We start from the raw sequence: 23,966 nt of genomic DNA, 5'->3' as shown, positions 1-23,966 counted from the left end.
ATGTTAACGATTATTGCAAATGCGAGTGTACTTGATAAGCAGGGGAACTTAGAGAAGAAGCATATTCTACTTGAGAACGGTACTATCAAATCACTAGTAGATGGTCATGTGGATATTGCAGATATTCAACAAGAGGCCGCAGAAATTGTCGATGCTGCTGGTAAGTTAGTTACGCCGGGTTTTATAGATATGCATGTACATTTACGTGAACCTGGTTATGAGCACAAAGAGACGATCGAAAGTGGAAGTCGTTCAGCTGCAAAGGGTGGATTCACAACGATCGCTTGCATGCCTAATACGAGACCTATAACCGATAATCCTGACGTAATTAAGCTAATTCTTGAGAAGGCAAAAGAGGCAGGGATCGTTAAGGTTCTACCTTATGCTGCGATTACGAAGAATGAGCTTGGACGTGAACTAACAGATTTCGCAGCATTGAAAGAAGCGGGAGCTATTGGTTTCACGGATGATGGCGTGGGTGTGCAGAACGCACAAATGATGAAGGATGCTATGAAGATCGCAGCTGAACTTCAGATGCCAGTTATTGCGCACTGTGAAGATAACTCACTGGTGGTTGGAGCATGTGTTGCAGAAGGTGAATTCGCAACTAAACATGGCTTGAAAGGTATTCCTAATGAATCAGAAGCGATTCACGTCGGCCGTGACATCCTGCTAGCTGAAGCAACAGGTGTTCATTATCATGTATGCCATGTGAGTACAGAACAATCCGTTCGGCTAATTCGTCAAGCGAAGGAGATCGGTATTCGTGTGACTGCAGAAGTATGTCCACATCACCTAGTGCTCTCAGAACAAGATATTCCTGGTCTTGATGCCAATTGGAAAATGAATCCGCCACTTCGTTCGAAACGTGATGTGGAAGCTTGTATCGAAGGTTTATTGGATGGGACGCTTGATATGATCGTTACTGATCATGCTCCACATAGCGTTGAAGAGAAATCCAAAGGAATGGAGCTTGCTCCGTTTGGGATTGTTGGATTCGAGACAGCATTTCCACTACTCTATACTAAATTCGTAGAGACAGGCTTGTGGGACTTATCTATGCTCGTACAGCGTATGACTGCTGATCCAGCTAAAGTATTCGGTCTAAATACAGGGAACCTTGAAGTGGGAAGTCCGGCTGATATTACAATGATAGATTTGGACACTGAGAAAGCAGTCAATCCAGAAGAGTTCCTAACAAAAGGACGTAATACTCCTTTTACAGGATGGAAGCTAAAAGGATGGCCGGTTAAGACTTGGGTGGACGGAAACGTTGTTTGGTCAGAGTAAGAGTGAGCAGGTACGCTATACCGAGTAATAATTGATTACTTCATTACAGATAAAACAAATATAGATCAAGAGTACATGACAGAGGGAGTGGAAGAGAATGCAGGCAAGATTGTTATTGGAGAACGGTACCCTGTTTACAGGGTTGGCATTTGGTGCAGATGGGGAATCAACAGGTGAGGTAGTATTTAATACAGGGATTACAGGATATCAAGAGGTATTGTCTGATCCATCCTACTGCGGACAAATTGTAACGATGACTCAACCATTGATCGGTAACTACGGAATTACACGTGATGATTTCGAATCTGTTGCACCATTTATACATGGGTTTGTTGTTCGTCGTCATGAACCAACTCCAAGTAACTGGCGTGCCGAGTACAGTCTTGATCAGTTGTTGAAAGAACATGGTATCGTTGGAATTAGTGAGATCGACACACGTATGTTAACTCGCATTATTCGCCACCATGGAACGATGAAGGGAATTCTAACGACTTCAGCGGCTTCTGTAGAAGAATTACAAGAAAGATTAATGGGTAGCGAAATTCTGAGAGATCAGGTTGCTCGTACTTCTACGAAATACACGTATAATAGTCCTGGTTCGAAGGAACGTATCGTACTTGTAGATTTCGGCGCGAAGAGTGGCATTCTGCGTGAACTTTCTAATCGTGGATGTGATGTTGTTGTTGTGCCACAAGATACAACGGCTGAACAAATCCGTCACTTACGTCCAGATGGCATTCTGTTGTCTAACGGCCCTGGGGACCCGAAAGATGTTCCTCACGCAGTAACTATGATCTCAGAATTGCTTGGGGAGTATCCAATGTTCGGTATTTGCCTTGGACATCAACTGTTCGCTTTAGCATGTGGTGCGGATTCAGAGAGACTGAAATTCGGACACCGTGGTGGTAACCATCCGGTGAAAGAATTAGCAACCAATCGTTGCTATATTACATCTCAGAACCATGGCTACACAGTGAATGAGGATTCTATCCGAAACACAGAGTTAGAAATAACGCATATCAACAACAATGATAAAACCGTTGAAGGTTTGAAACATAAGAACTACCCAGCATTCTCAGTACAGTACCATCCAGAAGCAGCACCTGGACCTCAGGATAGCAGCTACTTATTCGATCAATTTCTACAAATGATTGCGGATCACAAAATCAAACACCCTGCTAAACCGCGTCAAGCCGAATTAGCCGCAGCTGTGAAAGGAGCACTACAAAATGCCTAAAAATACTGAATTAAAGAAAATACTAGTTATCGGATCCGGTCCGATTGTTATCGGTCAAGCAGCTGAATTTGACTATGCAGGTACACAAGCATGTCAGGCTTTGAAAGAGGAAGGCATTGAGGTCATCCTTATTAACAGTAACCCTGCAACGATTATGACAGATACGAATATCGCAGATAAAGTATATATTGAACCGATCACTTTGGAATTCGTTACACAAATAATTCGTCAGGAACGTCCAGATGGACTACTTCCTACGCTCGGTGGACAGACAGGTCTGAACATGGCTGTAGAACTTGCGCGTGCAGGAATTCTTGAACAGGAGAATGTGAAGTTGCTTGGAACGCAACTTGATTCCATCGAGAAGGCAGAAGACCGTGATCTATTCAGAGAATTAATGCGTGAACTTGAACAACCGGTGCCAGATAGCGATATTGTAACTTCATTAGAAGGCGCACTCGCGTTTGCTAGTGAAGTTGGTTATCCACTGATTGTACGTCCTGCTTATACACTTGGAGGTACGGGTGGAGGAATCTGTGCAACGGAAGAGGAACTTCGTGAGACTGTTGTATCTGGAATTCGTTATAGTCCGATTGGTCAATGTCTTATTGAGAAGAGTATTGCTGGACTTAAAGAAGTTGAGTACGAAGTAATGCGTGACGCGAACGATAACTGTATCGTTGTGTGTAACATGGAGAACTTTGATCCTGTAGGCGTACATACAGGCGACAGTATCGTCGTTGCACCTAGCCAGACGTTGTCAGATCGTGAATATCAAATGCTTAGATCTGCTTCTCTTAAAATAATCCGTGCATTGAATATTGAAGGTGGATGTAACGTGCAATATGCACTTGACCCACAAAGTTATCAATATTATGTCATTGAAGTAAATCCTCGTGTAAGTCGTTCATCTGCACTTGCTTCCAAAGCGACTGGTTATCCTATTGCTAAAATGGCAGCGAAGATCGCTATGGGTTACACGCTAGATGAAATTACGAATCCTGTAACAGGACAAACGTATGCTTGTTTCGAACCAGCATTGGATTATATCGTAAGTAAAATTCCACGCTGGCCTTTTGATAAATTCATTCATGCGAACCGTAAGTTAGGAACGCAAATGAAAGCAACTGGAGAAGTTATGGCTATCGGCCGTACTTTTGAAGAATCCATGCATAAAGCGATCCGTTCACTAGAAATCGGTGTTCACCGTTTCGAACTTAAAGGGGCAGAACTATTAACGGAAGAGGTTCTTAATGAGCGTCTTGTGAAACCGGATGATGAGCGTATCTTCTTGATTGCTGAGGCTTTCCGTCGCGGGTATACACTACAACAAATTCAAGATCTAACTCAAGTCGATTGGTGGTTCCTTGATAAACTTGAAGGTATCATTAAGTTCGAGACGCGTATTCAAGAAGAAGAAACACTTTCTTATGAGATGTTGTATCAAGCGAAGAGACTAGGATTTACGGATAGATCCATTGCGGAAATTCGTGGTCAGAACGTTCTAACAAACACCCATACATCTGAAGCAGAAGTGCGTGAATTCAGATTAAATCATAATCTTCGTCCAGTATATAAGATGGTTGATACTTGTGCAGCAGAATTTGAAGCTGTGACACCTTACTATTACTCGACTTATGAAACAGAGAATGAAGTTATTCAGACTACGAAGGAAAAGATTCTTGTCTTAGGATCAGGTCCAATACGAATTGGACAGGGTATTGAGTTCGATTATTCGACTGTCCATGCGGTATGGGCTATACAGAAGGCTGGCTATGAGGCTGTTATCATTAATAACAACCCAGAAACAGTATCTACTGACTTTAGTATTTCAGATCGTTTGTACTTCGAACCTCTATTCTTCGAAGATGTTATGAACGTTATTGAACAGGAGAAGCCAATTGGTGTTATCGTACAATTCGGTGGCCAGACGGCTATTAACCTAGCAGGTCCTCTAAGTGCACAAGGTGTTAATATCTTGGGTACGAGTCTAGCAAGTATTGATGAAGCGGAAGATCGTAAGAAGTTCGAAGCGCTACTATCCCGTCTGAACATTCCACAACCAAACGGTAAAACAGTTACTTCGGTTGATGATGCGGTTGAGACGGCTCAAAAAATCGGTTATCCAGTATTGGTACGTCCTTCTTATGTCCTTGGTGGACGTGCAATGGAAATTGTATATTCAGATGAAGAGCTACTTAACTATATGAAATATGCTGTGGAGATCAATCCGGAACATCCAGTATTGATTGATAGCTATATGCTAGGTAAAGAAGTAGAAGTGGATGCTATCTGTGATGGGGAAACAGTCATCATCCCGGGTATCATGGAACATATTGAACGTGCTGGTGTTCACTCAGGGGATTCGATTGCAGTGTATCCACCACAACATTTAGCAGATCATCTTAAAGAGAAAATTGTTAACATCACCATTAAGGTAGCTAAAGAACTTAAGACAATTGGTCTTGTGAATATTCAGTTCGTTATCTACAAAGACGAAGTTTATGTCATTGAAGTTAACCCACGTTCATCACGCACAGTTCCTTTCTTGAGTAAAGTAACGACGATCCCAATGGCAAACCTAGCGATGCAAGCGATTCTAGGTAAGAAGTTGAAAGATCTTGGTTATCAAGAGGGTCTATGGCCTGAAAGTAAATATGTATCCGTTAAAGTACCGGTGTTCTCCTTTGCTAAACTACGTAGTGTAGATACAACGCTTGGGCCTGAGATGAAATCAACTGGTGAAGTTATGGGCCGTGATCTTCAATATGCTAAGGCACTATTCAAAGGATTGATTGGAGCGGGTATGAAAATACCTTCAACGGGGGCGATTATTGCAACGGTTGCTGATAAAGACAAAGCCGAAGCAGTAGAGCTTCTAACTGGATTTAAGAGATTAGGTTATAAAATATATGCAACGGGTGGAACAGCTGAAGCTCTAAATGAAGCGGGTCTTGATGTAACAACCGTTCAGAAGCTAAGTGAAGGAACACCGAACATCCTTGATTTGATCCGTAACGGAGAAGCACAGTTTGTATTTAACACGCTTACCAAGGGTAAAATGCCACAACGTGATGGATTCAGAATTCGCCGTGAAGCTGTAGAGAACGGTATCGTATGTATGACATCACTCGACACTGTAAGAGCGTTACTCATCATGTTAGACACTATTAACTTCTCATCCCAAGCTATGCCGGCTTTTATTGAGTAAGTAGGAGGCTAGGGAATATGAATACAGAATATAAGAACATGGCAGGTCGTCTGATCGTAGCACTGGATTATCCAGATGCTACTCAGGCATCCGCCTTAGTGGAACAATTACAAGGGATACCTTGTTATATGAAGGTCGGGATGCAGCTCTTTTATGCTGCAGGCCCGGACTTTGTGCGGGATTTAAAGGCTAAGGGTTACTCGGTATTCCTAGATTTGAAAATGCATGATATCCCGAACACCGTTAAGGGTGGCGCAGAGAGTATCACTCGTCTGGGTGTGGATATGTTTAATGTTCATGCTGCAGGTGGAACACAAATGATGCAGGCCGCCTATGAAGGTATGAATAATGCATTAGCTAGCGACACTTCATTAACGAAACCTATTATCATTGCTGTTACACAGTTAACTAGTACAAGTCAGGCTGTGTTGAATGAGCAGATTGGTGTGCAAGGTAGCATTGAAGACGCGGTAGTCAGATATGCGAAGCTAACCGCTTCAGCTGGTCTTGATGGTGTTGTGGCCTCTGCACAAGAGGTACCATCCATAGGTAAGGCATGTGGCAAAGACTTTATAACAGTTACGCCTGGTATTCGTCCGGCTGGCAGTCATATCGGAGATCAATCTAGAGTGTTGACCCCAGGAGAAGCAATTCAACAGGGGAGTCATTACATTGTCGTAGGACGTCCGATTACAGCGGCTAGTAATCCTCGTGAAGCGGCAGAACAAATTATCAAGGAGATGATGAACGTTGAGTAAATTGACAGAGATTCCAGGAGCAATTGCAAGTTATTTGCTTCAAATTGAAGCGGTAGCTTTAAGTCCGAAACAACCTTTTACATGGACATCGGGTATAAAGTCACCTATTTACTGTGACAATCGCTTAACGATGTCGTATCCTGAGGTACGTGAATATATCGCTGAGTCGTTCGCAGCTGTTATTCGTGAGTCTTATCCAGATGCTGAGGTCATTGCTGGTACTGCAACAGCTGGTATTCCACATGCTGCTTGGGTAGCGCAGAAGCTAAATCTACCTATGGCATACATTCGTGACAAAGCTAAGGGTCATGGTAAGCAGAATCAGATCGAAGGTCTGATTAAGCCTGGTCAGAAAGTTGTTGTCATTGAGGATTTGATCTCTACTGGGGGAAGTTCACTGAAGGCTGCATTAGCTGTTAAGGAAGCAGGAGGACAACCTTTAGCTGTTCTTGCAATATTTAGTTATCAGTTGGACAAGGCAGTTAATGCATTTGCAGAGGCTGGTATTCCGCTTCAGAGCTTGTCCAATTATGGCGCATTAATGGAAGTGGCTCTTGAACAAGGTAAGATTGAATCAAGCGACATGGCGTCTTTGAAGGCATGGAGAGAAGATCCTTCAGCTTTCGGAGTATAAATATCATTATTCATTACAATCATGACAGTAGAACTTGCACTCCTCATATGAGGAGTGCAAGTTCTTTTTGTTCGTAGGGTCCATTTACAGCTAGAAGGTGTATGCTTCCAGATGAAGTAGGTAATAATACCATCGTCATCATTTATAGCTATAGATTCCTGGAAGAGAGGGAAGTGCAATGAAGTGGGTGTACTTTGGCAAACTTTATAGAAGTGAATTTCAAGCGGGTTGTCTTGCCAAAAGACTGGAGCAAGATGGTTGGATTTATGGATATCATGACCCACATTCAGTAGAAATTTTCCGTTCTCGTAAAGGTCGTTATGGCGTCCGATTTATTCCTTGAATAAAAAAGCTTGACGCAAGGGCGGTAAGTGTTGTATATTATATCTTGTCGCTGTTAAAAAAATATTTTACTGACGCGGGGTGGAGCAGCCCGGTAGCTCGTCGGGCTCATAACCCGAAGGCCGCAGGTTCAAATCCTGCCCCCGCAACCAATTAAACTGCCATTATTCAAATGTGGTTTACATAATTATTTAGGGCCCTTAGCTCAGTTGGTTAGAGCGGTCGGCTCATAACCGATTGGTCGGGGGTTCGAGTCCCTCAGGGCCCACTTCTTAAAAACCCTTGTGCATCAAGGGTTTTTTTATTTGTCTAAATATGAACAAAAGTTAAATACTATACCTTTACCATATATCTGGGAGGACACGAATTTGGAAAGTTTACAATTAAATAGATCTACATGGTTTGGCAATACGCGACGCGATATATTGTCAGGTATGACGGTTGCTTTGGCGCTGATTCCGGAATCAATTGCGTTCTCAATTATTGCGGGTGTAAGTCCGATGGTAGGTCTGTATGCTTCGTTCTGTATGGCTCTTATTATTTCGATTGTGGGTGGAAGACCTGCTATGATCTCGGCAGCCACAGGCGCTATGGCTTTACTTATGGTGACTTTGGTCAAAGACTATGGTATTGAGTATCTATTTGCTGCAACGATACTTACGGGCATCATACAATATGTCATGGGGATCTTAAAAATAGGACAATTAATTAGCTTCATACCCCATTCTGTAATGAATGGATTCGTGAATGCGTTAGCGATTCTTGTGTTTATAGCTCAATGGACACAATTCAAAGTCAATCCTGGGTGATGTATGCAATGGTAGCTCTGACGCTTGCTATTATTTATATCCTCCCACTATTCACCAATGCTATTCCTTCAGCATTGGTTGCTATTATTGTAGTTTCTATCATTTCGATTACTATGGGGCTGAATATTAATACAGTAGGAGATATGGGGGCTATTACGAGTACATTGCCGTTTCTGCACATTCCACAAGTACTATTCTCAATCGATTCTTTACTTATCATCTTGCCTTACTCATTCTCATTAGCCATTGTTGGTATTCTTGAATCGCTATTAACCGCAACGGTTTTAGATGAGATGACCAATACGGGTAGCGATAAGAATAAAGAAGTCAGAGGGCAGGGTATTGCTAATGTCGTAAATGGATTCTTCGGAGGAATGGCGGGGTGTGCCATGATTGGACAATCTGTCATAAACGTTAGATCAGGTGGAAGAAAACGCCTATCTACGTTAGTATCGGGTGTATTTCTATTATTCCTTATCATTGTTCTGGGACCAATTGTTACAAAGATTCCAATGGCCGCGCTTGTTGGGGTGATGTTCATGGTTTGTATAGGTACGTTTAATTGGGATTCAATAAGAGAATTAAATCGGATTCCTCGTACAGACGCCTTGGTCATGATCGTAACGGTAATCATTGTGGTGTGGACACATAATCTTTCTTGCGGTGTTATTGCAGGTGTGTTGTTGAGTGCAGTATTCTTCGCCTGGAATATGGGGAAGATCAGGTCGGAAGAATGGATCGGACAAGACGGACATAAAGAGTATAAGGTTAAAGGTCAGATGTTCTTCGGAACGACGACGCACTTTATCGGTTTATTTAACTATGTTAGTGATCCTAACGACATTAAGATTGATTTCAGTCATTCGCAGATATGGGATCAATCAGCTGTAGCAGCGATATTGAAAGTAATTGCAAAGTATGAGCAGTTAGGTAAGAACGTCGAAATCGTGGGTCTGAATAAGGAAAGTCAGATTATTATAGATAAAATGGGCTTGCCCGTAAAATTAGACTACTAAAAGAAAGTAAAAATGAGGGACCTTGGGAATGCGGGTTCCTCATTTTTAAATGATGGGTGAATTTATGATGGATGATTTCTTATGATGTATGAATAGGAGCGCCATAGATGGCAAACCACTGATTCAGTAGCGACCACCCGTTATTCTGCCATTTCAGAACATTTTGTACATATCCGAATCTGTCCGCATGATACAGTCCGCTTACGCCTTGGAACGCCATTAACTCATAAACGCCATCGCCTTCGAAATCAACCGGATATAGGCCGCTGAGTGGGTCTACCCATCCCTCAATAGGGGACTTCAACGTTCCATCAGGATTATAGATTCCGTCCAAATAGTCTTTGCCACGTGAAGTGATGTCCAGTGTATATACTTGTTCGGTATTGCTGTTGGTTAATTGTAATCGATAGCCATCTAAATAGGATACGTTATACTTCCAATAGTCGTTGTATACGTCTGAGCTGAACAGTAGTTGTGGTTTTCCTTGAACAAAGCTATACAAATAATCAAACGTAGTGGCTCCAGATCCGCCACTGTCGATCGTTACTAATATATCTGCAGTTCCATCCCCCGTAAAGTCTCCTAGAAACAGACGAGGGTTATATCCGGAGTTCTCGTTAGGCGTAATTCGAAAAAAGTTGGAGGTGGCACCATCTTTGATTGCGATGGATATGCCAGTAATATACGGACTGTTATTATCTTGTTTATACCCCGTTAGCCATACTTGATCCGGAATACGATCCCCTGTGACATCTACACTTGCATGATCGATAATCAGTTCTTTGTTGACGGTGTGCTCTGATCGACTTACATAATTTGGGAGAGTGACATACGTGTGCTGGTTCATGAAATCTTCTCCTTCGGATAGGTATTTACCCACACTTTATGATTAGCTAAGTCATTACGTGATGTAATAAACAATTAAATTGATGAGAACAGTGCTTTCCAAAACATACTGAGCAGCACCCTATGAAGGGTTCATGATAAAGGTCGATGTATCAATAAAAAAGTATATGTAAAAAAATGATGGAAAAAGTATTGTATTAAAAACGTTTTTATGTTATTTTTAACTCATGAAAACGCATTCATAGCAAAGGACTACTAATATGGCGAAAATAACGATCAAAGATGTAGCAAGAGAGGCGGGAGTCTCTATTTCTACGGTCTCCAACGCATTAAATGATGTAGATGTATTGAACCCAGTGACAAAGTCACATGTACTTAAGGTTGCGAAACAATTAAATTATGTCCCTAATTTGAACGGTAAGCAGTTAAGGTCCGGGAAAACTAAAATGTTAGGTTTTTTTACTACCAGTGTATCGGGTCCATATTTTTATAAACTGGTTGAATCCATGTCTCGTGAGTGTGATCGCTTAGGCTATGGATTAAATGTTTTTATTACAAAAGATAAACAAGTCATTATGAGTAATATTTTAGGCCGACGTGTTGATGGCGCAATTATTTACGAAGAACTGAGAATAGATGAAGAAGACATTAGTGCCATGGAGGAAGAAAAGATCAAGGCTGTTTTTTTAGATAGGGTCCTTCACAATGAAACCATGGGGAGTGTGATATTTGATTCCTTTGTGGCTGGCTACGAGGCAACTAAATATTTAATCAGTTTGGGACACAAAAAAATTGCTTATATATCCGGTGTGGATACGATGTTTGATAGTGTGGAGCGCAAAGAGGGATACCTAGCTGCACTGCGTCAGTATCAGATTCCAGTAATTGAAGATTATATTATGCAAGGTTATTTTGAGGAAGAGAGCACCTATAATGCCGTGAAATCCTTTCTACACTTACATCCTGATAAAGTACCTGATGCTTTTTTAGCGGGAAATGATTTGAGCGCAATTGGATGTATTCAAGCTTTGAAAACACTTGGCTATGGAGTTCCACTCGACATTAGCGTTATGGGGTTTGACGATATAGATATCGCCCAGTATTATACACCGCCATTAACTACTGTGAGAAACCAAATTGCTAAACAGGGTATTCTAGCGATTAATCAGCTGGTTCGTTTGATTCAAAAGAAAGAACAAGGTGTTGTTCAAAAATTAGCGTGTGAACTTGTTGTACGAGGTTCGAGTCATGTGAAGATCAATTCAGATTGATGAGATATAAATGAAGATGATCCTATGTTTTTTTTAATACTATGAATACAGTAGCCAATTTTTTATTAAAAATAAAAACGTTTTTAATTTATGAGCAAGAGGGGAGAAAAAGATCGTGGATAATAAATTAGCAGCAGTGGTACCCGAGGCCCCGGTAGTAAAATTCAATGAAAAAAAACCGATGAGGCAAAGGATCAAAGAGTTCATAGTTGATTATAAGAGACAATGGGAGATTCAGTCCATGGTCATTCCGGGAATTATTTTTATGATTATCTTTTGTTTTATTCCCATTTATGGATTGTCGATTGCCTTTAAAAATTATACTGTAATTGATACGCTAGACTCCGCTCCATGGGTTGGATTGGATAATTTCAAGATTATTTTATCTGACAAATATTTTTGGGATGCGGTAGTGAATACGCTGGGGATTAGCTTTCTGAAATTAGGAATTGGATTTATTATTCCAATTATTTTAGCGATTATGATCTATGAATTAAACGGAGGACGCTTCAAGAAATTTGTTCAAACCGTCTCTTATCTGCCTCACTTCTTGTCGTGGATCGTTCTAGGAGGCATGTTGATTACTTGGTTCTCGACTACAGGATTGTTTAATGAGCTTCTGCTCAATATAGGATTGATCTCGAAACCACAAAATATTTTGTTAGATGCAGGAAAGTATTGGTGGATCGCAACGTTATCTGATATTTGGAAAGAAGTCGGCTGGGGAACTATTTTATATCTAGCCATTATGTCGAAGATTGATCCTACCTATTATGAAGCAGCTAAAATTGATGGCGCAAGTCGGATTAGACAAATTTGGAATATTACAATTCCCAACATGAAGTCGATAATCAGTCTAAATTTAATTCTTACTGTAAGCGGTTTATTGGGCTCGAATTTGGATCAAACCTTGGTCTTAATGAATTCTCAAAACCGTGTCAAAGCAGAGGTTATAAATTCATATGTCTATCGTATGGGGATGACGCAAGGTGACTTCTCTTATGCTACCGCAGTTGGTTTAGGTGTTTCCATTGTTTCTGTCATTCTGCTGGTTACTGCTAATAAAGTGTCCAGTAAATTAAATGATAATCAATCAGTACTATAGAAGGGGGCATTTGCCGTGAATCGGAAGGTGGCTAAAGAAGATATCGATAGTCGAGTCTTTGATATCTTGAATATTATTATGCTGTTTATCTTTATGGTAATTATTATTGTCCCTGTTTGGAATGTAATCATTTCTTCTTTAAGCTCAGGTAAGGCACTAGCGGAAGGCGGATTTATATTTTGGCCTAAGGAGTTTTCACTTGAAAACTATCGAGCGGTGTTTCGGGATGAAACCATTTGGCAGTCATTCTTTATCTCGATTTCCAAAACCCTCATCGGAGTGATTACCCATGTATTTTTCTGCGCAATGGTTGGTTACGGTTTGAGCAAGAAATACATACGTGGTCGTAAGCTATATATCTCAATGGGAGTTATCACCATGTTTTTCTCCGGTGGAATGATTCCGACCTATTTATTAATCAAATCAATGGGTCTATTAGATAGCTTTTGGGTTTATATTATTCCGGCACTATACAGCTTTTATGATGTTGTTATTCTAATGAATTTCTTCAGGAATGTACCAGATTCACTTGAAGAGTCAGCTAAAATAGATGGCGCAGGTGATTGGCGTGTGTTCCTAAAGATATTCATTCCTCTTTCCATGCCGGCTATGGCGACAATCGCGTTATTTAACGGGGTGGGGCAATGGAATGATTTCATGACAACTAAATTATATATCACAGACCAAGCCCTCTACCCTCTACAGATGAAATTGTATGAAATTATCGTACAGTCGCAAACGCAATCCATGCAAAATATTGGGGGATCAGCAATTATAGAAACAACGACTAAAGGGGTTCAATTAGCAACGATTGTCATTACGACTTTGCCGATTGTTGTGATTTATCCAATACTTCAGAGGTACTTCATCTCGGGCATGATGCTGGGGGCGGTGAAAGAGTAGGGATGAAGTGAAATTAAAGGAAGAAGATAACTAGGGGGTTTCACTTGTGAAAGCGGTTTAATTAGGGTGACAAAACTTAAGTGTCCGCTTTCGAAGTTAGTTTTGTACGAAGAAATATCAAGATGTATAGCCAACAAAACTTAAGTATCTGCTTCCGAAGTTAGTTTTGTACGAAGAAATATCAAGTTGTATAGCCAACAAAACTTTTAGGGGGAAAAGAAATGTATAAATGGAATAAATCATTTGGGAATAAAGGTCTAAAACTTTGTACTGCGTTAATGGCTGTCGTGTTGATTGTTACGGGTTGTGGCTCAAGCGGCGATACAAATAAATCGAGTAAGGAATTAAGTTCTGTGGATGGTCGCTATACTATTGATCCAGCAACGCCGTCTTGGAAGCTAGATAAAAAGGCAGAGACTACAGATCTCACATGGTATGTAAATGCGGATTGGTGGAACAAGGATTTTGGTAAGGATGTCGTTACAAAAAAAATTAAAGAGGATTTAAACATCAATATTAAATTCGTTACAGGGGATGACACGAAATTAAATACGATATTTGCTGGTGGAGATATGCCGGATTTATTAACTATACTTGATTCCAACTCTCCTGTGGTGCAAAAAGCCGCTACTTGGTCGCTACCGTTAAATGATCTAGCAGATAAATATGATCCTTATTTCAACGAAGTTGCAGCTAAAGACACTTTGAATTGGTTCCAGTTAGCAGATGGAAAGACGTATGGCTATCCTAATTATTCTAATACTCAAAATGATTTTGATAGCGGTAACATTCCAGCCAAAACAGCATTTGTCATCCGTAAGGATGTATATGAGGCTTTAGGCAAACCAAGCGTTGGAACACCGGAAGAATTCAAGAGCGTTATGCAACAAATCAAGAAGCAGTTCCCAGAAATGATTCCGTTTGGTTTCAACTCTATTGGCACAGGTACAGGTTCACTAGGCGATGTTCTACAAGATTTTATCGGCGTACCGATGGAAACAAAAGATGGTGGTTTCTATAACCGTAATTTGGATGAGGATTATCTAACTTGGTTGAAAACGTTAAACGAAGTCTACAGAAATGGAGATATTATTGATGACAGCTTTGCCGATAATGGAACAGCATTTGAAGAAAAAGTGAAATCAGGTAAATATGCCACCATGCTGCTCGACGGAACGCCTCAACAAAGTGGTAATCTACAAATCTTCCTGACTGAAAATCCAGGTAAAGAGTACGTTGCTATTGATGGACCTCAAAGTACCGTCGGAAATCAACCGACATTGAATCAGTCAGGTATTACAGGCTGGATGATCAGCTTCATTACTAAAAAGGCTAAGGACCCTGCGAAAGCCATTCAATTATTCACTTATTTATTAAGTGATGAAGGACAAAAATTAATGAATTATGGTATTGAAGGAGAAACCTATAAAGTAAACGAAAGCGGTAAAATTGAATTCTTGCCTGCTATCAAAGACCTTCAACTAACAAATGCAGATAAATTTAAGAAGGATTACCGTATGGGCGAATTTATGTTCTTTGGACATGATCGTGATAAAGCTTTGAGTAATGACGCATTCGCGGAATCTATTAAACAAATGCAAGAGTGGGGAAAAGGAAAGATGAAACCACACTTCATTCTTGAGAACATTAATCCTGCTCAAGGCACTCCTGAAGCACGGGGTTTAACTGCAATCGATTCGACTTGGAATACTACGCTTGTAAGTATGATACGCGCTAAGGATGTTGCAACATTTGATAGTAACTTAGCCGCTTATAAAGCATTTTTGAATGATAACAGTTGGGATAAAATCGTAGAAATTCGCACTGAAAAAATGAAGAAGAATAAAGAAAAATTAGGTATTAAATAAGCAGAACTATGAAAGGAGGCCCTTTTGTTAGGGGCCTCCTAATATAAATGTTCAAGATGCCGAAAGATAGATTGTTTAATTATAGAAGTATGGAGGGAGACAACATGTTAGAGCTACAATTTTTCCAGTCCACAGGGGAGAATGAATTGTTCGTAGAGCAATCTCTGCAACAATTAACTCCGATTGCTTCAGATGTGGCAATAACTACGGTAACTCTTGATGAGAATCAAACATTTCAGATAATGGATGGTTTTGGGGCTTCATTTACAGATTCATCTGCTTATTTGATTAACCAAGTACTCGATAATGAACAGAGAACGGAAGTAATGATCAAGCTATTTGACCCGCAAGATGGAATAGGCCTATCTGTATTAAGAAATCCAATGGGAGCATCTGATTATGCGAGAGATATTTATAGCTATGACGATATGCCTGAACAGGAAATCGATACGAAATTAACCCACTTTACGATCTCGCATGATGAGGTGGATATTATACCTTTATTACAAAAAGCTCTGGAAATAAATCCTGAGATCAAGCTGATGGCTTCGCCTTGGAGCGCTCCAGGTTGGATGAAGACCAGCGGATCGATGATTGCCGGAGAACTAAAAAGAGAATATTATCAGGTTTATGCCGATTATTTTGTTCGATACATACAAGCTTTTGAAAGTCATGGGCTACTTACGTATGCTGTGACTCCGCAAAATGAGCCTCTGTATGAACCAAAGCACTACCCAAGTATGTTGATGCTGCCAGAGTCTCAGATGGTATTTATAAAAGATTATCTAAAACCTAGTTTTGTTAAGCATAATATGGATACAAAAATTCTTTGCTACGATCACAACTGGGATCGTCCAGATTACCCACTAACGGTGCTAGAGCACGCGAAAGATGAAGTAGATGGTGTGGCATGGCATTGGTATGGGGGGGATGCTTCAGCACAATCGGAGGTACTGGAGGCTTTTGCCGGTAAAGAAGTGCATTTTACTGAGGGCTCCGGTGGAGAATGGATTCCTCCTTTTGAACAAGCCTTCTCGAATGTAATGAGAACAGGGATTGATATTCTCAGAAATCATAGTAAATCTCTTGTGTTATGGAATATGGCGTTAGATGAAAAGAATGGTCCAACGGTACCGGGATTTGGCAATAGCACTTGTCGGGGAATTGTGACCGTCAACCAGGAGACACAGGAACTTGATTATACACTGGACTACTATGCATTGGCGCATTTCAGCAAGTTTATACGTCCCAAAGCCTTACGTATTGACTCTTCATCAAGCAATGAGATCATTCGTTCAGTTGCCTTTAGGAATACAGATCATTCATACGCAGTAGTCTTGTTTAACGATGGTGAAGAAGCTGAGAATGTTGCTGTGAAATTGCAAGGAGAAGAACTGTTAACTTTCCGATTAGCGTCTAAAAGTGCCTTATCTATTAAGATAAGTAATTAGATTTAGGATGAAACAGCAAGTCAACCTTCTACAATCGGTTATTGGTAGGATGTGATTCTGCGTACGTGTTGGCGTCACTATTTCACTACGTAGGATTCCTCACCATTATGCATTCACGAAAAAAATCTTGACTCTGATCCGATACCTGCGTATAATCAATCAGGCAGGACTTTAAAAGGCGCTGCAAGATATTATGCCGGGGTGGCGGAACAGGCAGACGCACAGGACTTAAAATCCTGCGGTAGGTGACTACCGTACGGGTTCGACCCCCGTCCTCGGCATACTTGATTTTACCACTTATATAGGTGGTTCTAATCTAACAAATTAAAGAGTCTCGATGTGGTAGCCTACCACATCGAGACTCTTTTTCTTCGTTAAGCCTCCAACCTTGGCCTTATATAAGTGAAATAATACACACCTACTATTCCAACGTGCAAAACGCACAATATAAATTCCGAGGCTATTCAGTAGCAAAAACTTCGTAATATAGGGTTTCTAGTTAACGTCTTGAGTATCATCCCTCTGTGTCACAATTGTTAAAATATCAATCTCCTAATATCCCATCATTCCATAACATTTTACAAACTTCTGCATTTTAGTTAATGATGTTAATTTATAATTTTCAAGTGGACAATCTATTTATCATTTGTATGGATTGAGCAAAAATATTTAATTATTTATTACGGGAGGTAAGAGATTGAATGTACAGTCATCCAGTTAAGCAAAAGAAATGGTATAGCCTTGCGCTAACCATTATTTTATTTGTTACCACACTTCTACCTACAGGCTTAATGGCCAATGTGCCGACGGTATCAGCAGCATCAACAGTTGGATTGAAGGGATTTAAAGCTGGTGATGTTGTATTTAGTCAAATGTACATTAACGGCGGGAACAAAGGTGCGTTCTATAACACGAAATTTTTTGAATTATACAATAATACGGATCGGGATATCGATCTTAGTGGATGGTCTATTGCTTATTCGGCAGCAGGGACCATGTCCTTTGCAGCAGGTAAGGCATTAAAAGGGACCCTCAAAGCCCATAGTTATTTTCTAATTACAGGGGCAACAGGTACAACAGGAGGAGTGGATCTCCCTGTCAAAACCGATTTTGAATCGGGATTGAGCCCTAGTGGTTCAGCGGGTGGTGCAGTTGTTCTTGCGCAAACAACAGCCGCTGTAGGAAGTAATGCTGATAATGCTGATATTGTTGATTTGTTCGCATATAGCAATGCTACTACAACGGTCTTTAAGAACCCGATGTACTGGGGAAAACCGTTTATCGCAGATAACGTTGGTAGTGGGACAATCTTACGTAAAACGAATGTTGGTTCAGATCCTCGTGCTAACGTAGGTCTCGGTAATGGCTGGTTTACAAAAGATACTTCGGTGGATTTTGTCATGAATGCACCTGCCAATACAAGTAAGCCTGATGAGGTATCGGTAAAGAATTCTTCCTATATGACTTCACCCGATGCTACTAAAATTACTTTTAATAAAGGTGCGGGAAGCGTAACAGGTGCACCAAGTGCAGTCCCTGCTTCTTCAAGCGTGGCTGTGTATGCAGAGAACAATGGTGTCGTTTCGAAGTTAGGGATGGTTACTGCGGCGGCGGATGGTTCGTTTTCCGTGAATGGACTGAACACTGGAAGTAACTCTAGTGTATTTGTTACTCATACAGATACTGCTCAGACTTCTCCTAAAGAGAGTACATATACTCGCATTAATGATATTGGATATGCAAAAGGAGTAGAGAAGATCAGTGACCTTCGTACAAACGATGGAAGTGGTCTACCCCTTAATATTGGGTATGACACAACGATCGAGGGTGTCGTTACAGCAGATAACAAATCTCTTGGTCTGGAAAAGACGAACATCATGTTGCAAGATGCAACTGGCGGTATTCAAGTGATCGGAAATCAGGATCTTGCGGAGCAAATCCAGAGTAGTAACAAGATCAGAGTTGACGGCCGTGTTGTCTTTACAGCAGGTACGACTCAGTTCTTGCCCACTTCGGTATCTGACTTAGGACAAGGAAACGAGATCACAGCTGACAAAATCAATTTCAGCACCCTAGCTAGTTATGGTAGTGCGGAGCCACTTGAAGGGAAACTAGTCACTTTTAAAGGTAAAGTAACTAATATTCCTGCAACAGGTCCCGATTATAATGTGACGGTTGCTGATGACGCAGGTAATGCCATCATTGTAAGAATTTTGGCGACATCAGGAATTGATGTAAGTAAAGAGGATGTGACGTTAAATGATTCATATACCTTTACAGGAATTGTGGGACAATCGAAGCTAACATCACCTTTTACAAGTGGGTATTATGTGCTTCCTAGAAAGCTAGCTGATGTTAAAGGGGATTTGCAACTTCAGCATACGCCTCTAGAGAAAGCTTATAAAGGAATCGATGTTTCTTTTACAGCGATGGCCAAAAATGCTGATTCGGTTACATTGTATTATAACGGTGCTGATAACTCTCCATATCAATCATTACTTATGGAAACAGCAGATCACCAAAATTATAATGTGAAAATTCCACAACAGCAGGTTAAGGACAAGCTGTCCTATTACATAGAGGCTGTTGGAGGCGGAGATACAGTATCGCAAGGTAAAGCTGATGCGCCTATTACGATCAATGTCGTGGAAGATCAAGATGGTCCTCAGTACTTTGATGCCACACCTGCAGATGGCGACAGCATTGAGTCGAAGCATCCTGTCATTTCAGTATCGTTGAAGGATCCTAGTGGTGTTGATACCTCGTCGATCCAACTGAGTTTGGATGATGTTGATGTGACTAGTAAAGCCACGGTAACTGAGACGGAAGTTAGTCTAGCTTTAACATCAGCGGATGATCTTAGTGAAGGAATTCATCATGTTGTTGTGAAGTCCAAAGATAAGCTTGGCAATCCATCTACAGGTTCATGGAGTTTCGAAGTTGTTAAACTTTTTATAGGGGGTAACCATTACCGCGGAACCACACATAATCATACAAACATTTCCCATGATGGGGCAGGCTCACCGGCAGAAGCGTTAAAGGCGGCATTGGCGCATAATTATGACTTTTTCGCATTTTCTGATCACTCACATGATATTGATTCTAAGTTAGTAGGAACGGATTCTGTTGAGAGAAAAGGAATGAAGGAGCGTGCAGGTGGTGCCGATTGGCAACTGACCAAGGATTTGGCAAAACAATATACGAAAGATGATCAATTTGTTGTATTTCCTGCATTTGAGATGACTTCTACGACTTGGGGACATTCGAATGTATTTGGTACCGACAATTTTATCGATCGTGTTGAAGAAGGCGGAACCTATCAGAAGCTACAAAATTATTACGCTTGGGTTATGACCTATGACAATGTCGTTGCTCAGTTCAATCATCCAGAGATGTCGAAGAATGCCTTTGATAACTTTATTCCGTATGATAAAAATGTTGATAAGCTATTTACGATGCTTGAAGTAGGAAATGGCTCTGGGAAATATTCTTATGTCAATGTAGAAAACATGTTTTTTAAAGCACTTGATTTAGGTTGGCATGTTGCTCCAACGTATGGCGAAGATAATCATGATGCAACTTGGGGACAGACCAAAAAACGCACTGTGATTGTGTCCGAGGATCTTAGTCAAGAGTCCTTACTGGAATCAATGCGTAAAATGCGCGTGTACTTCAGTGAAGATCCAAATGCCACACTAGACTTTTCGGCTAATGGATACTATATGGGATCTACTACGGATACGAAATCTCTTGAATTTGATATTTCTGGTAGCGATGCTGTTTCAGAAAGTTCTTCTGATCCCGAATACAGTTTCATTAAGACTCCATCCAACGATAACGTGGAGAAAGTAGAACTGATTACAAATGGTGGAAAAGTTCTTGAGACCTTTGTAACCAAGGCAGATTCAACTTCCTTCCATTGGCAGCCGAAATATACGGTTACTGGCGGTCAGCAATGGTTTGTAGTTCGAGTAACTCAAAAAGATGGGGATCGTACGTATTCTTCTCCAATTTGGTCACCCGTTGAACCTTTATCTGTGAGCGTAAGTAATGTGGATGCGGTTGATGGCGCGATTGTTGGCGGTGTTCCTGCTAACCTGAAGGCTACAATCAGCAACTTAGGGACATTAGGTGTAAATAAACTGACCGCTCATTTCTATTATGATAGTCAGGATGAACAGCATTTTATTGCAGATGCAACGATTGATTCACTGAATTCCAATCAATCTGCAGCTGCTAATGTTATCTGGAATAATCCGGTAGTTGGAGATCACAAGATTATTGTCGTGCTTGAAGCGGGAGATGGACATGATCTAGGAAGTAATAAATATGAGCAAGTCTTCTCGATTAAAGCGCCTCTAGGCAAAACGATCATGATCGATGCTACGCATAGTAATGAGAATACAACAACTGATAACGGAACATACAAGGACAATCTTAAGACGTTTACGATCATGATGAAGCAGCAGGGATATACCGTTGTTGAAAACAAAACAGGAATTACTAGTCAGTCATTAGCGAGTGCTACTGTACTCATGATTACTCATCCTGCTACTTCCTATAATTCAGGTGAGATCGATGTTATTAAGCAGTTCGTGCAAGGTGGCGGCTCCTTATTAACAACAGAAAAGAGTAACTTTGGTGGTTCTAATCAAAACTTGAACGATATTTTATCAAATGTAGGCTCAAGTATCATGGTAAATAATGATGGGGTTTTTGATGAAACAGCATATGGGAACTTCTGGGCAACACCGATATCATCTAACTTCTCGGTAAGATTGCATCCAAAGCCAGTCCAAAATCAATTAACCGATTTCGTACCTACGATCGAATATTATAGTGGATCAAGTCTAGCGAAAACGGATGGTTCTGGTAAAAAGGTTCCTTTGGTCGATAGTGGTAGAACCACAATTCTGGTACAGGGTAACGAATCAACTTTTCAGGATACTTCAACCATTAAAGCGGATTCGGTATCCTATAATGTGCAAACATCCAACGGGAAAACAGGTCCAGCCCTAGAGAATATTACTGGTGGATCAGCTATTCCATTAATAGCTTCTGAAGAGGTGGGCAAGGGACGCGTGGTCGTCTCGGGTATGAACATTTTTAATGACAAGCAAATGGATCAGTCTTTTAATGCAAAAGGAAATGATCCGTTCGCGCTGAACGTAATCAACTGGCTGTCACATCGTGAGCCTAAGGTTGTTTCGCTTGAAGAGGCACGTAAACTTCCAGAGGAAACAGAAGTAGTGGTACAAGGCCAAGTAACCACGGCAGCTGGAGTCTTCTATGATGCATTCTATATGCAAGATGAGACAGGCGGAATTATGGGCTTTAGTGAGGTTCCAGAAGGTAGCTTGAAAGTGGGAGATACTGTTCGTGCCTATGGACGCATTAAGGTTTTTGAGAATAATACGGAACTTGAGTTTGATAAATTTGATAATAGTATTGTGAAGATTACCTCGGGTCTACCAGTCCTGCCTAAAGCAGTGAAGACACAGGAAGCAAACGCTGAGCAAAATCAAGGTTTACTCGTCAAAGTAGTAGGAACAGTGGAAGAAGTTCCAGACGATAATTCTTATGTGATTAACGATGGTAGCGGTAAGATATTAGTTTATACGGATGGTTACATCATTAACCAAAGCGGAGTTCCAATTCCAAAATTGAAGGTTGGAGATAAGCTTTCGGCTATAGGTCTAGCAAGTAAATTTGCTGAAGGAAATCGAATTAGGGTGAGAGATTCCAGAGAATTGTTCAATGCGGACACACTGGTTCCAGTGACAGCTATCACGCTTGATAATTCTAGCCTAATTCTAAATGTTGGTAGTTCGGACGAATTGAATGCAACGATCAGTCCTAGCAATGCTACGAATAAGGCTGTTATATGGAGTTCAAGCGACGAGTCGGTTGCAAGTGTTGCCGATGGGATCGTAGTTGGGGTTAAACCGGGAAAAGCGAAGGTTACTGCAACTGCAATGGATGGCAATTATAAGGCAGAGGCATATGTCCAAGTTATGGCGGCAGTTCCAGCAGCTCCAAACGTCACAGCGGACAACGTCAACCGTAAGATCATCGGTATCAACGAGACCATGGAATATAACATGGATAATAAGACTTGGATTGCATACGTTGCCGCTAATCCTCCGGTTATTGATGGTGATCATACCATTCAGGTTCGTGTGAAAGCAGGTGATAATGCACCAGCAGGAGAGATCACAACCATTCATTTTGGTACGTTGGTGCCTGTATTAACTGGTTTTACATGGGCTAAAGGCTCGAAGGTGGGAACTCAAGCAGTTACTGTACCAGAGGGTGCGCTTAAATATGTAATAGGTGCAGCTGGTTTCCAAAGTGCTCCAATTGTGGGTAGTTTGGCTACAGTGTATACGCATCAATTACGAATGAATGAAGATATTGCTGTAGCATCTGGTCAACATATATATATCGTCTCTGTAAATCAGGCAGATCAAATTACAGGATGGGCAGATGTTACATTAAGTGCTGATCAAATGGTTCCTCCAACTATATTAGCAGGATGGAATTTTGATGCAGATTCCAATATTGCTACAAGCGGAATCAATGAAAATTTAGATAAAAAAGTAACATTAGTAGGTGCAGCTTCAACGTCATATGCAGCTGGTTCAGGTCCATCAGGTAAAGCGGGTAAAGCTATTGCATCATCTGATTGGACTATGGATCCAGCATATTGGGAAGCTTCTGTTGAGACAACTGGCTTTACTAATATTCAGGTGTCTTCATTTCAGTATGGCTCAGGCACGGGGCCAAAAGATTTTAAAGTAGAGTATAGTTTAGATGAGAAACTTTGGTCACCAGTACCGAACTCAAATATTGTAGTCGCAAGCAATTGGACTTCTAGTAAATTAGTTAATTTAAGTTTACCAGCGAAGGCAGATAATCAATCTGTTGTGTACATTCGCTGGATAAAGGCATCGTTAATGTCTGTAAATAACGCAGCGATTGCCTCTGGTGGTACAGATAGAATTGACGAAATTTCCATCACAGGTATACCTTCAGATGTTCAGCAGCCTCCAGTGCAAGTTACAGGAATCACACTGGATCAAACGAAAGTGGATCTGAAAATCGGTGAAACAGCGCAATTGACGGCTAGCATTGCTCCAGTTGATGCAGCGAATAAAGATGTTACTTGGGCTACTAATGATGAAACTGTCGCACAAGTAAGCGATACAGGAATGATTACGGCAAT

General features: G+C 40.9%; 13 protein-coding genes, 3 tRNA genes and 1 pseudogene. 16 read left to right on the top strand and 1 reads right to left on the bottom strand.

Translation table 11 applies throughout. The features are described 5' to 3' along the window. The 9 genes and pseudogenes from BW961_RS02625 (at nucleotide 1) to BW961_RS02590 (ending at nucleotide 9,297) form a co-directional block, all read left to right on the top strand. Complete coding sequence (locus BW961_RS02625) at nucleotides 1-1,290, top strand: dihydroorotase (protein ID WP_068590665.1); 1,290 nt, start codon at nucleotides 1-3, stop codon at nucleotides 1,288-1,290. A gap of 97 nt (nucleotides 1,291-1,387) precedes the next feature. After that, the gene (locus BW961_RS02620) at nucleotides 1,388-2,527 is read left to right on the top strand and encodes a carbamoyl phosphate synthase small subunit (protein WP_068590662.1); all 1,140 of its coding nucleotides are present in this window, start codon (nucleotides 1,388-1,390) and stop codon (nucleotides 2,525-2,527) included. Further along, nucleotides 2,520-5,738 carry a carbamoyl-phosphate synthase large subunit gene (carB, locus tag BW961_RS02615; RefSeq protein ID WP_068590660.1) on the top strand — a complete coding sequence of 1,073 codons (3,219 nt, stop codon included), beginning with the start codon at nucleotides 2,520-2,522 and terminating at the stop codon, nucleotides 5,736-5,738. The genes BW961_RS02620 and carB overlap by 8 nt, the downstream gene beginning before the upstream one ends. A gap of 17 nt (nucleotides 5,739-5,755) precedes the next feature. Beyond that, entirely contained in the window at nucleotides 5,756-6,496 is a 741-nt protein-coding gene (gene pyrF / locus BW961_RS02610) for an orotidine-5'-phosphate decarboxylase (RefSeq protein ID WP_068590658.1), read from the top strand. Continuing rightward, nucleotides 6,489-7,130, top strand: a complete 642-nt coding sequence (pyrE, locus tag BW961_RS02605; protein WP_068590657.1) for an orotate phosphoribosyltransferase — start codon at nucleotides 6,489-6,491, stop codon at nucleotides 7,128-7,130. The genes pyrF and pyrE overlap by 8 nt, the downstream gene beginning before the upstream one ends. Before the next feature lie 178 nt (nucleotides 7,131-7,308). Next, entirely contained in the window at nucleotides 7,309-7,473 is a 165-nt protein-coding gene (locus BW961_RS30260; protein WP_169810343.1) for a hypothetical protein, read from the top strand. 74 nt (nucleotides 7,474-7,547) lie between these two features. Next, a tRNA-Met gene (locus BW961_RS02600) sits at nucleotides 7,548-7,624 on the top strand. Between the two features lie 42 nt (nucleotides 7,625-7,666). After that, a tRNA-Ile gene (locus tag BW961_RS02595) sits at nucleotides 7,667-7,740 on the top strand. 166 nt (nucleotides 7,741-7,906) lie between these two features. Next, a pseudogene (locus tag BW961_RS02590) lies at nucleotides 7,907-9,297 on the top strand (SulP family inorganic anion transporter). Between the two features lie 79 nt (nucleotides 9,298-9,376). On the opposite strand, the gene BW961_RS02585 reads toward BW961_RS02590, so the two are convergent. After that, nucleotides 9,377-10,144 carry a VCBS repeat-containing protein gene (locus tag BW961_RS02585; RefSeq protein ID WP_244555841.1) on the bottom strand — a complete coding sequence of 256 codons (768 nt, stop codon included), beginning with the start codon at nucleotides 10,142-10,144 and terminating at the stop codon, nucleotides 9,377-9,379. A gap of 259 nt (nucleotides 10,145-10,403) precedes the next feature. Here BW961_RS02585 and BW961_RS02580 point away from each other — a divergent pair, with 259 nt between their 5' ends. The 7 genes from BW961_RS02580 to BW961_RS02550 form a co-directional block, all read left to right on the top strand. Beyond that, entirely contained in the window at nucleotides 10,404-11,414 is a 1,011-nt protein-coding gene (locus BW961_RS02580; protein ID WP_068590655.1) for a LacI family DNA-binding transcriptional regulator, read from the top strand. A 181-nt stretch (nucleotides 11,415-11,595) separates the two neighbouring features. Then, entirely contained in the window at nucleotides 11,596-12,519 is a 924-nt protein-coding gene (locus BW961_RS02575) for an ABC transporter permease (protein WP_068590727.1), read from the top strand. Between the two features lie 15 nt (nucleotides 12,520-12,534). Next, on the top strand, nucleotides 12,535-13,422 hold the full coding sequence (locus BW961_RS02570; protein ID WP_068586682.1) for a carbohydrate ABC transporter permease: 888 nt from the start codon (nucleotides 12,535-12,537) through the stop codon (nucleotides 13,420-13,422). Nucleotides 13,423-13,643: 221 nt separating this feature from the next. Beyond that, nucleotides 13,644-15,290: a type 2 periplasmic-binding domain-containing protein gene (locus BW961_RS02565; RefSeq protein WP_068590653.1), complete on the top strand. Its 1,647-nt coding sequence runs from the start codon at nucleotides 13,644-13,646 to the stop codon at nucleotides 15,288-15,290. A gap of 104 nt (nucleotides 15,291-15,394) precedes the next feature. Next, nucleotides 15,395-16,741 (top strand): glycoside hydrolase family 30 protein, encoded by a 1,347-nt coding sequence (locus BW961_RS02560; protein WP_068590726.1) that lies wholly within the window; start codon nucleotides 15,395-15,397, stop codon nucleotides 16,739-16,741. A 195-nt stretch (nucleotides 16,742-16,936) separates the two neighbouring features. After that, nucleotides 16,937-17,022: transfer RNA gene (locus tag BW961_RS02555), tRNA-Leu, on the top strand. 420 nt (nucleotides 17,023-17,442) lie between these two features. After that, a partial coding sequence (locus BW961_RS02550) for a DUF4073 domain-containing protein (protein ID WP_076576649.1) occupies nucleotides 17,443-23,966 on the top strand: 6,524 nt, incomplete at its 3' end.

Origin of the sequence: Paenibacillus macquariensis, assembly GCF_900156375.1 — a bacterium.
In the GTDB taxonomy this organism is placed as follows: domain Bacteria; phylum Bacillota; class Bacilli; order Paenibacillales; family Paenibacillaceae; genus Paenibacillus_AQ; species Paenibacillus_AQ macquariensis.
Note: the sequence above shows the minus strand (reverse complement) of the source record. Positions and strands in the feature narration are given on the sequence as shown.

What these genes read in the sequence shown, in the direction of transcription:
- BW961_RS02625 (WP_068590665.1), top strand. Translation starts at nt 1, where the DNA reads ATGTTAACGATTATTGCAAATGCGAGTGTACTTGATAAGCAGGGGAAC.
- BW961_RS02620 (WP_068590662.1), top strand. Translation starts at nt 1,388, where the DNA reads ATGCAGGCAAGATTGTTATTGGAGAACGGTACCCTGTTTACAGGGTTG.
- carB (WP_068590660.1), top strand. Translation starts at nt 2,520, where the DNA reads ATGCCTAAAAATACTGAATTAAAGAAAATACTAGTTATCGGATCCGGT.
- pyrF (WP_068590658.1), top strand. Translation starts at nt 5,756, where the DNA reads ATGAATACAGAATATAAGAACATGGCAGGTCGTCTGATCGTAGCACTG.
- BW961_RS30260 (WP_169810343.1), top strand. Translation starts at nt 7,309, where the DNA reads ATGAAGTGGGTGTACTTTGGCAAACTTTATAGAAGTGAATTTCAAGCG.
- BW961_RS02585 (WP_244555841.1), bottom strand. Translation starts at nt 10,144, where the DNA reads ATGAACCAGCACACGTATGTCACTCTCCCAAATTATGTAAGTCGATCA.
- BW961_RS02580 (WP_068590655.1), top strand. Translation starts at nt 10,404, where the DNA reads ATGGCGAAAATAACGATCAAAGATGTAGCAAGAGAGGCGGGAGTCTCT.
- BW961_RS02575 (WP_068590727.1), top strand. Translation starts at nt 11,596, where the DNA reads ATGAGGCAAAGGATCAAAGAGTTCATAGTTGATTATAAGAGACAATGG.
- BW961_RS02565 (WP_068590653.1), top strand. Translation starts at nt 13,644, where the DNA reads ATGTATAAATGGAATAAATCATTTGGGAATAAAGGTCTAAAACTTTGT.
- BW961_RS02560 (WP_068590726.1), top strand. Translation starts at nt 15,395, where the DNA reads ATGTTAGAGCTACAATTTTTCCAGTCCACAGGGGAGAATGAATTGTTC.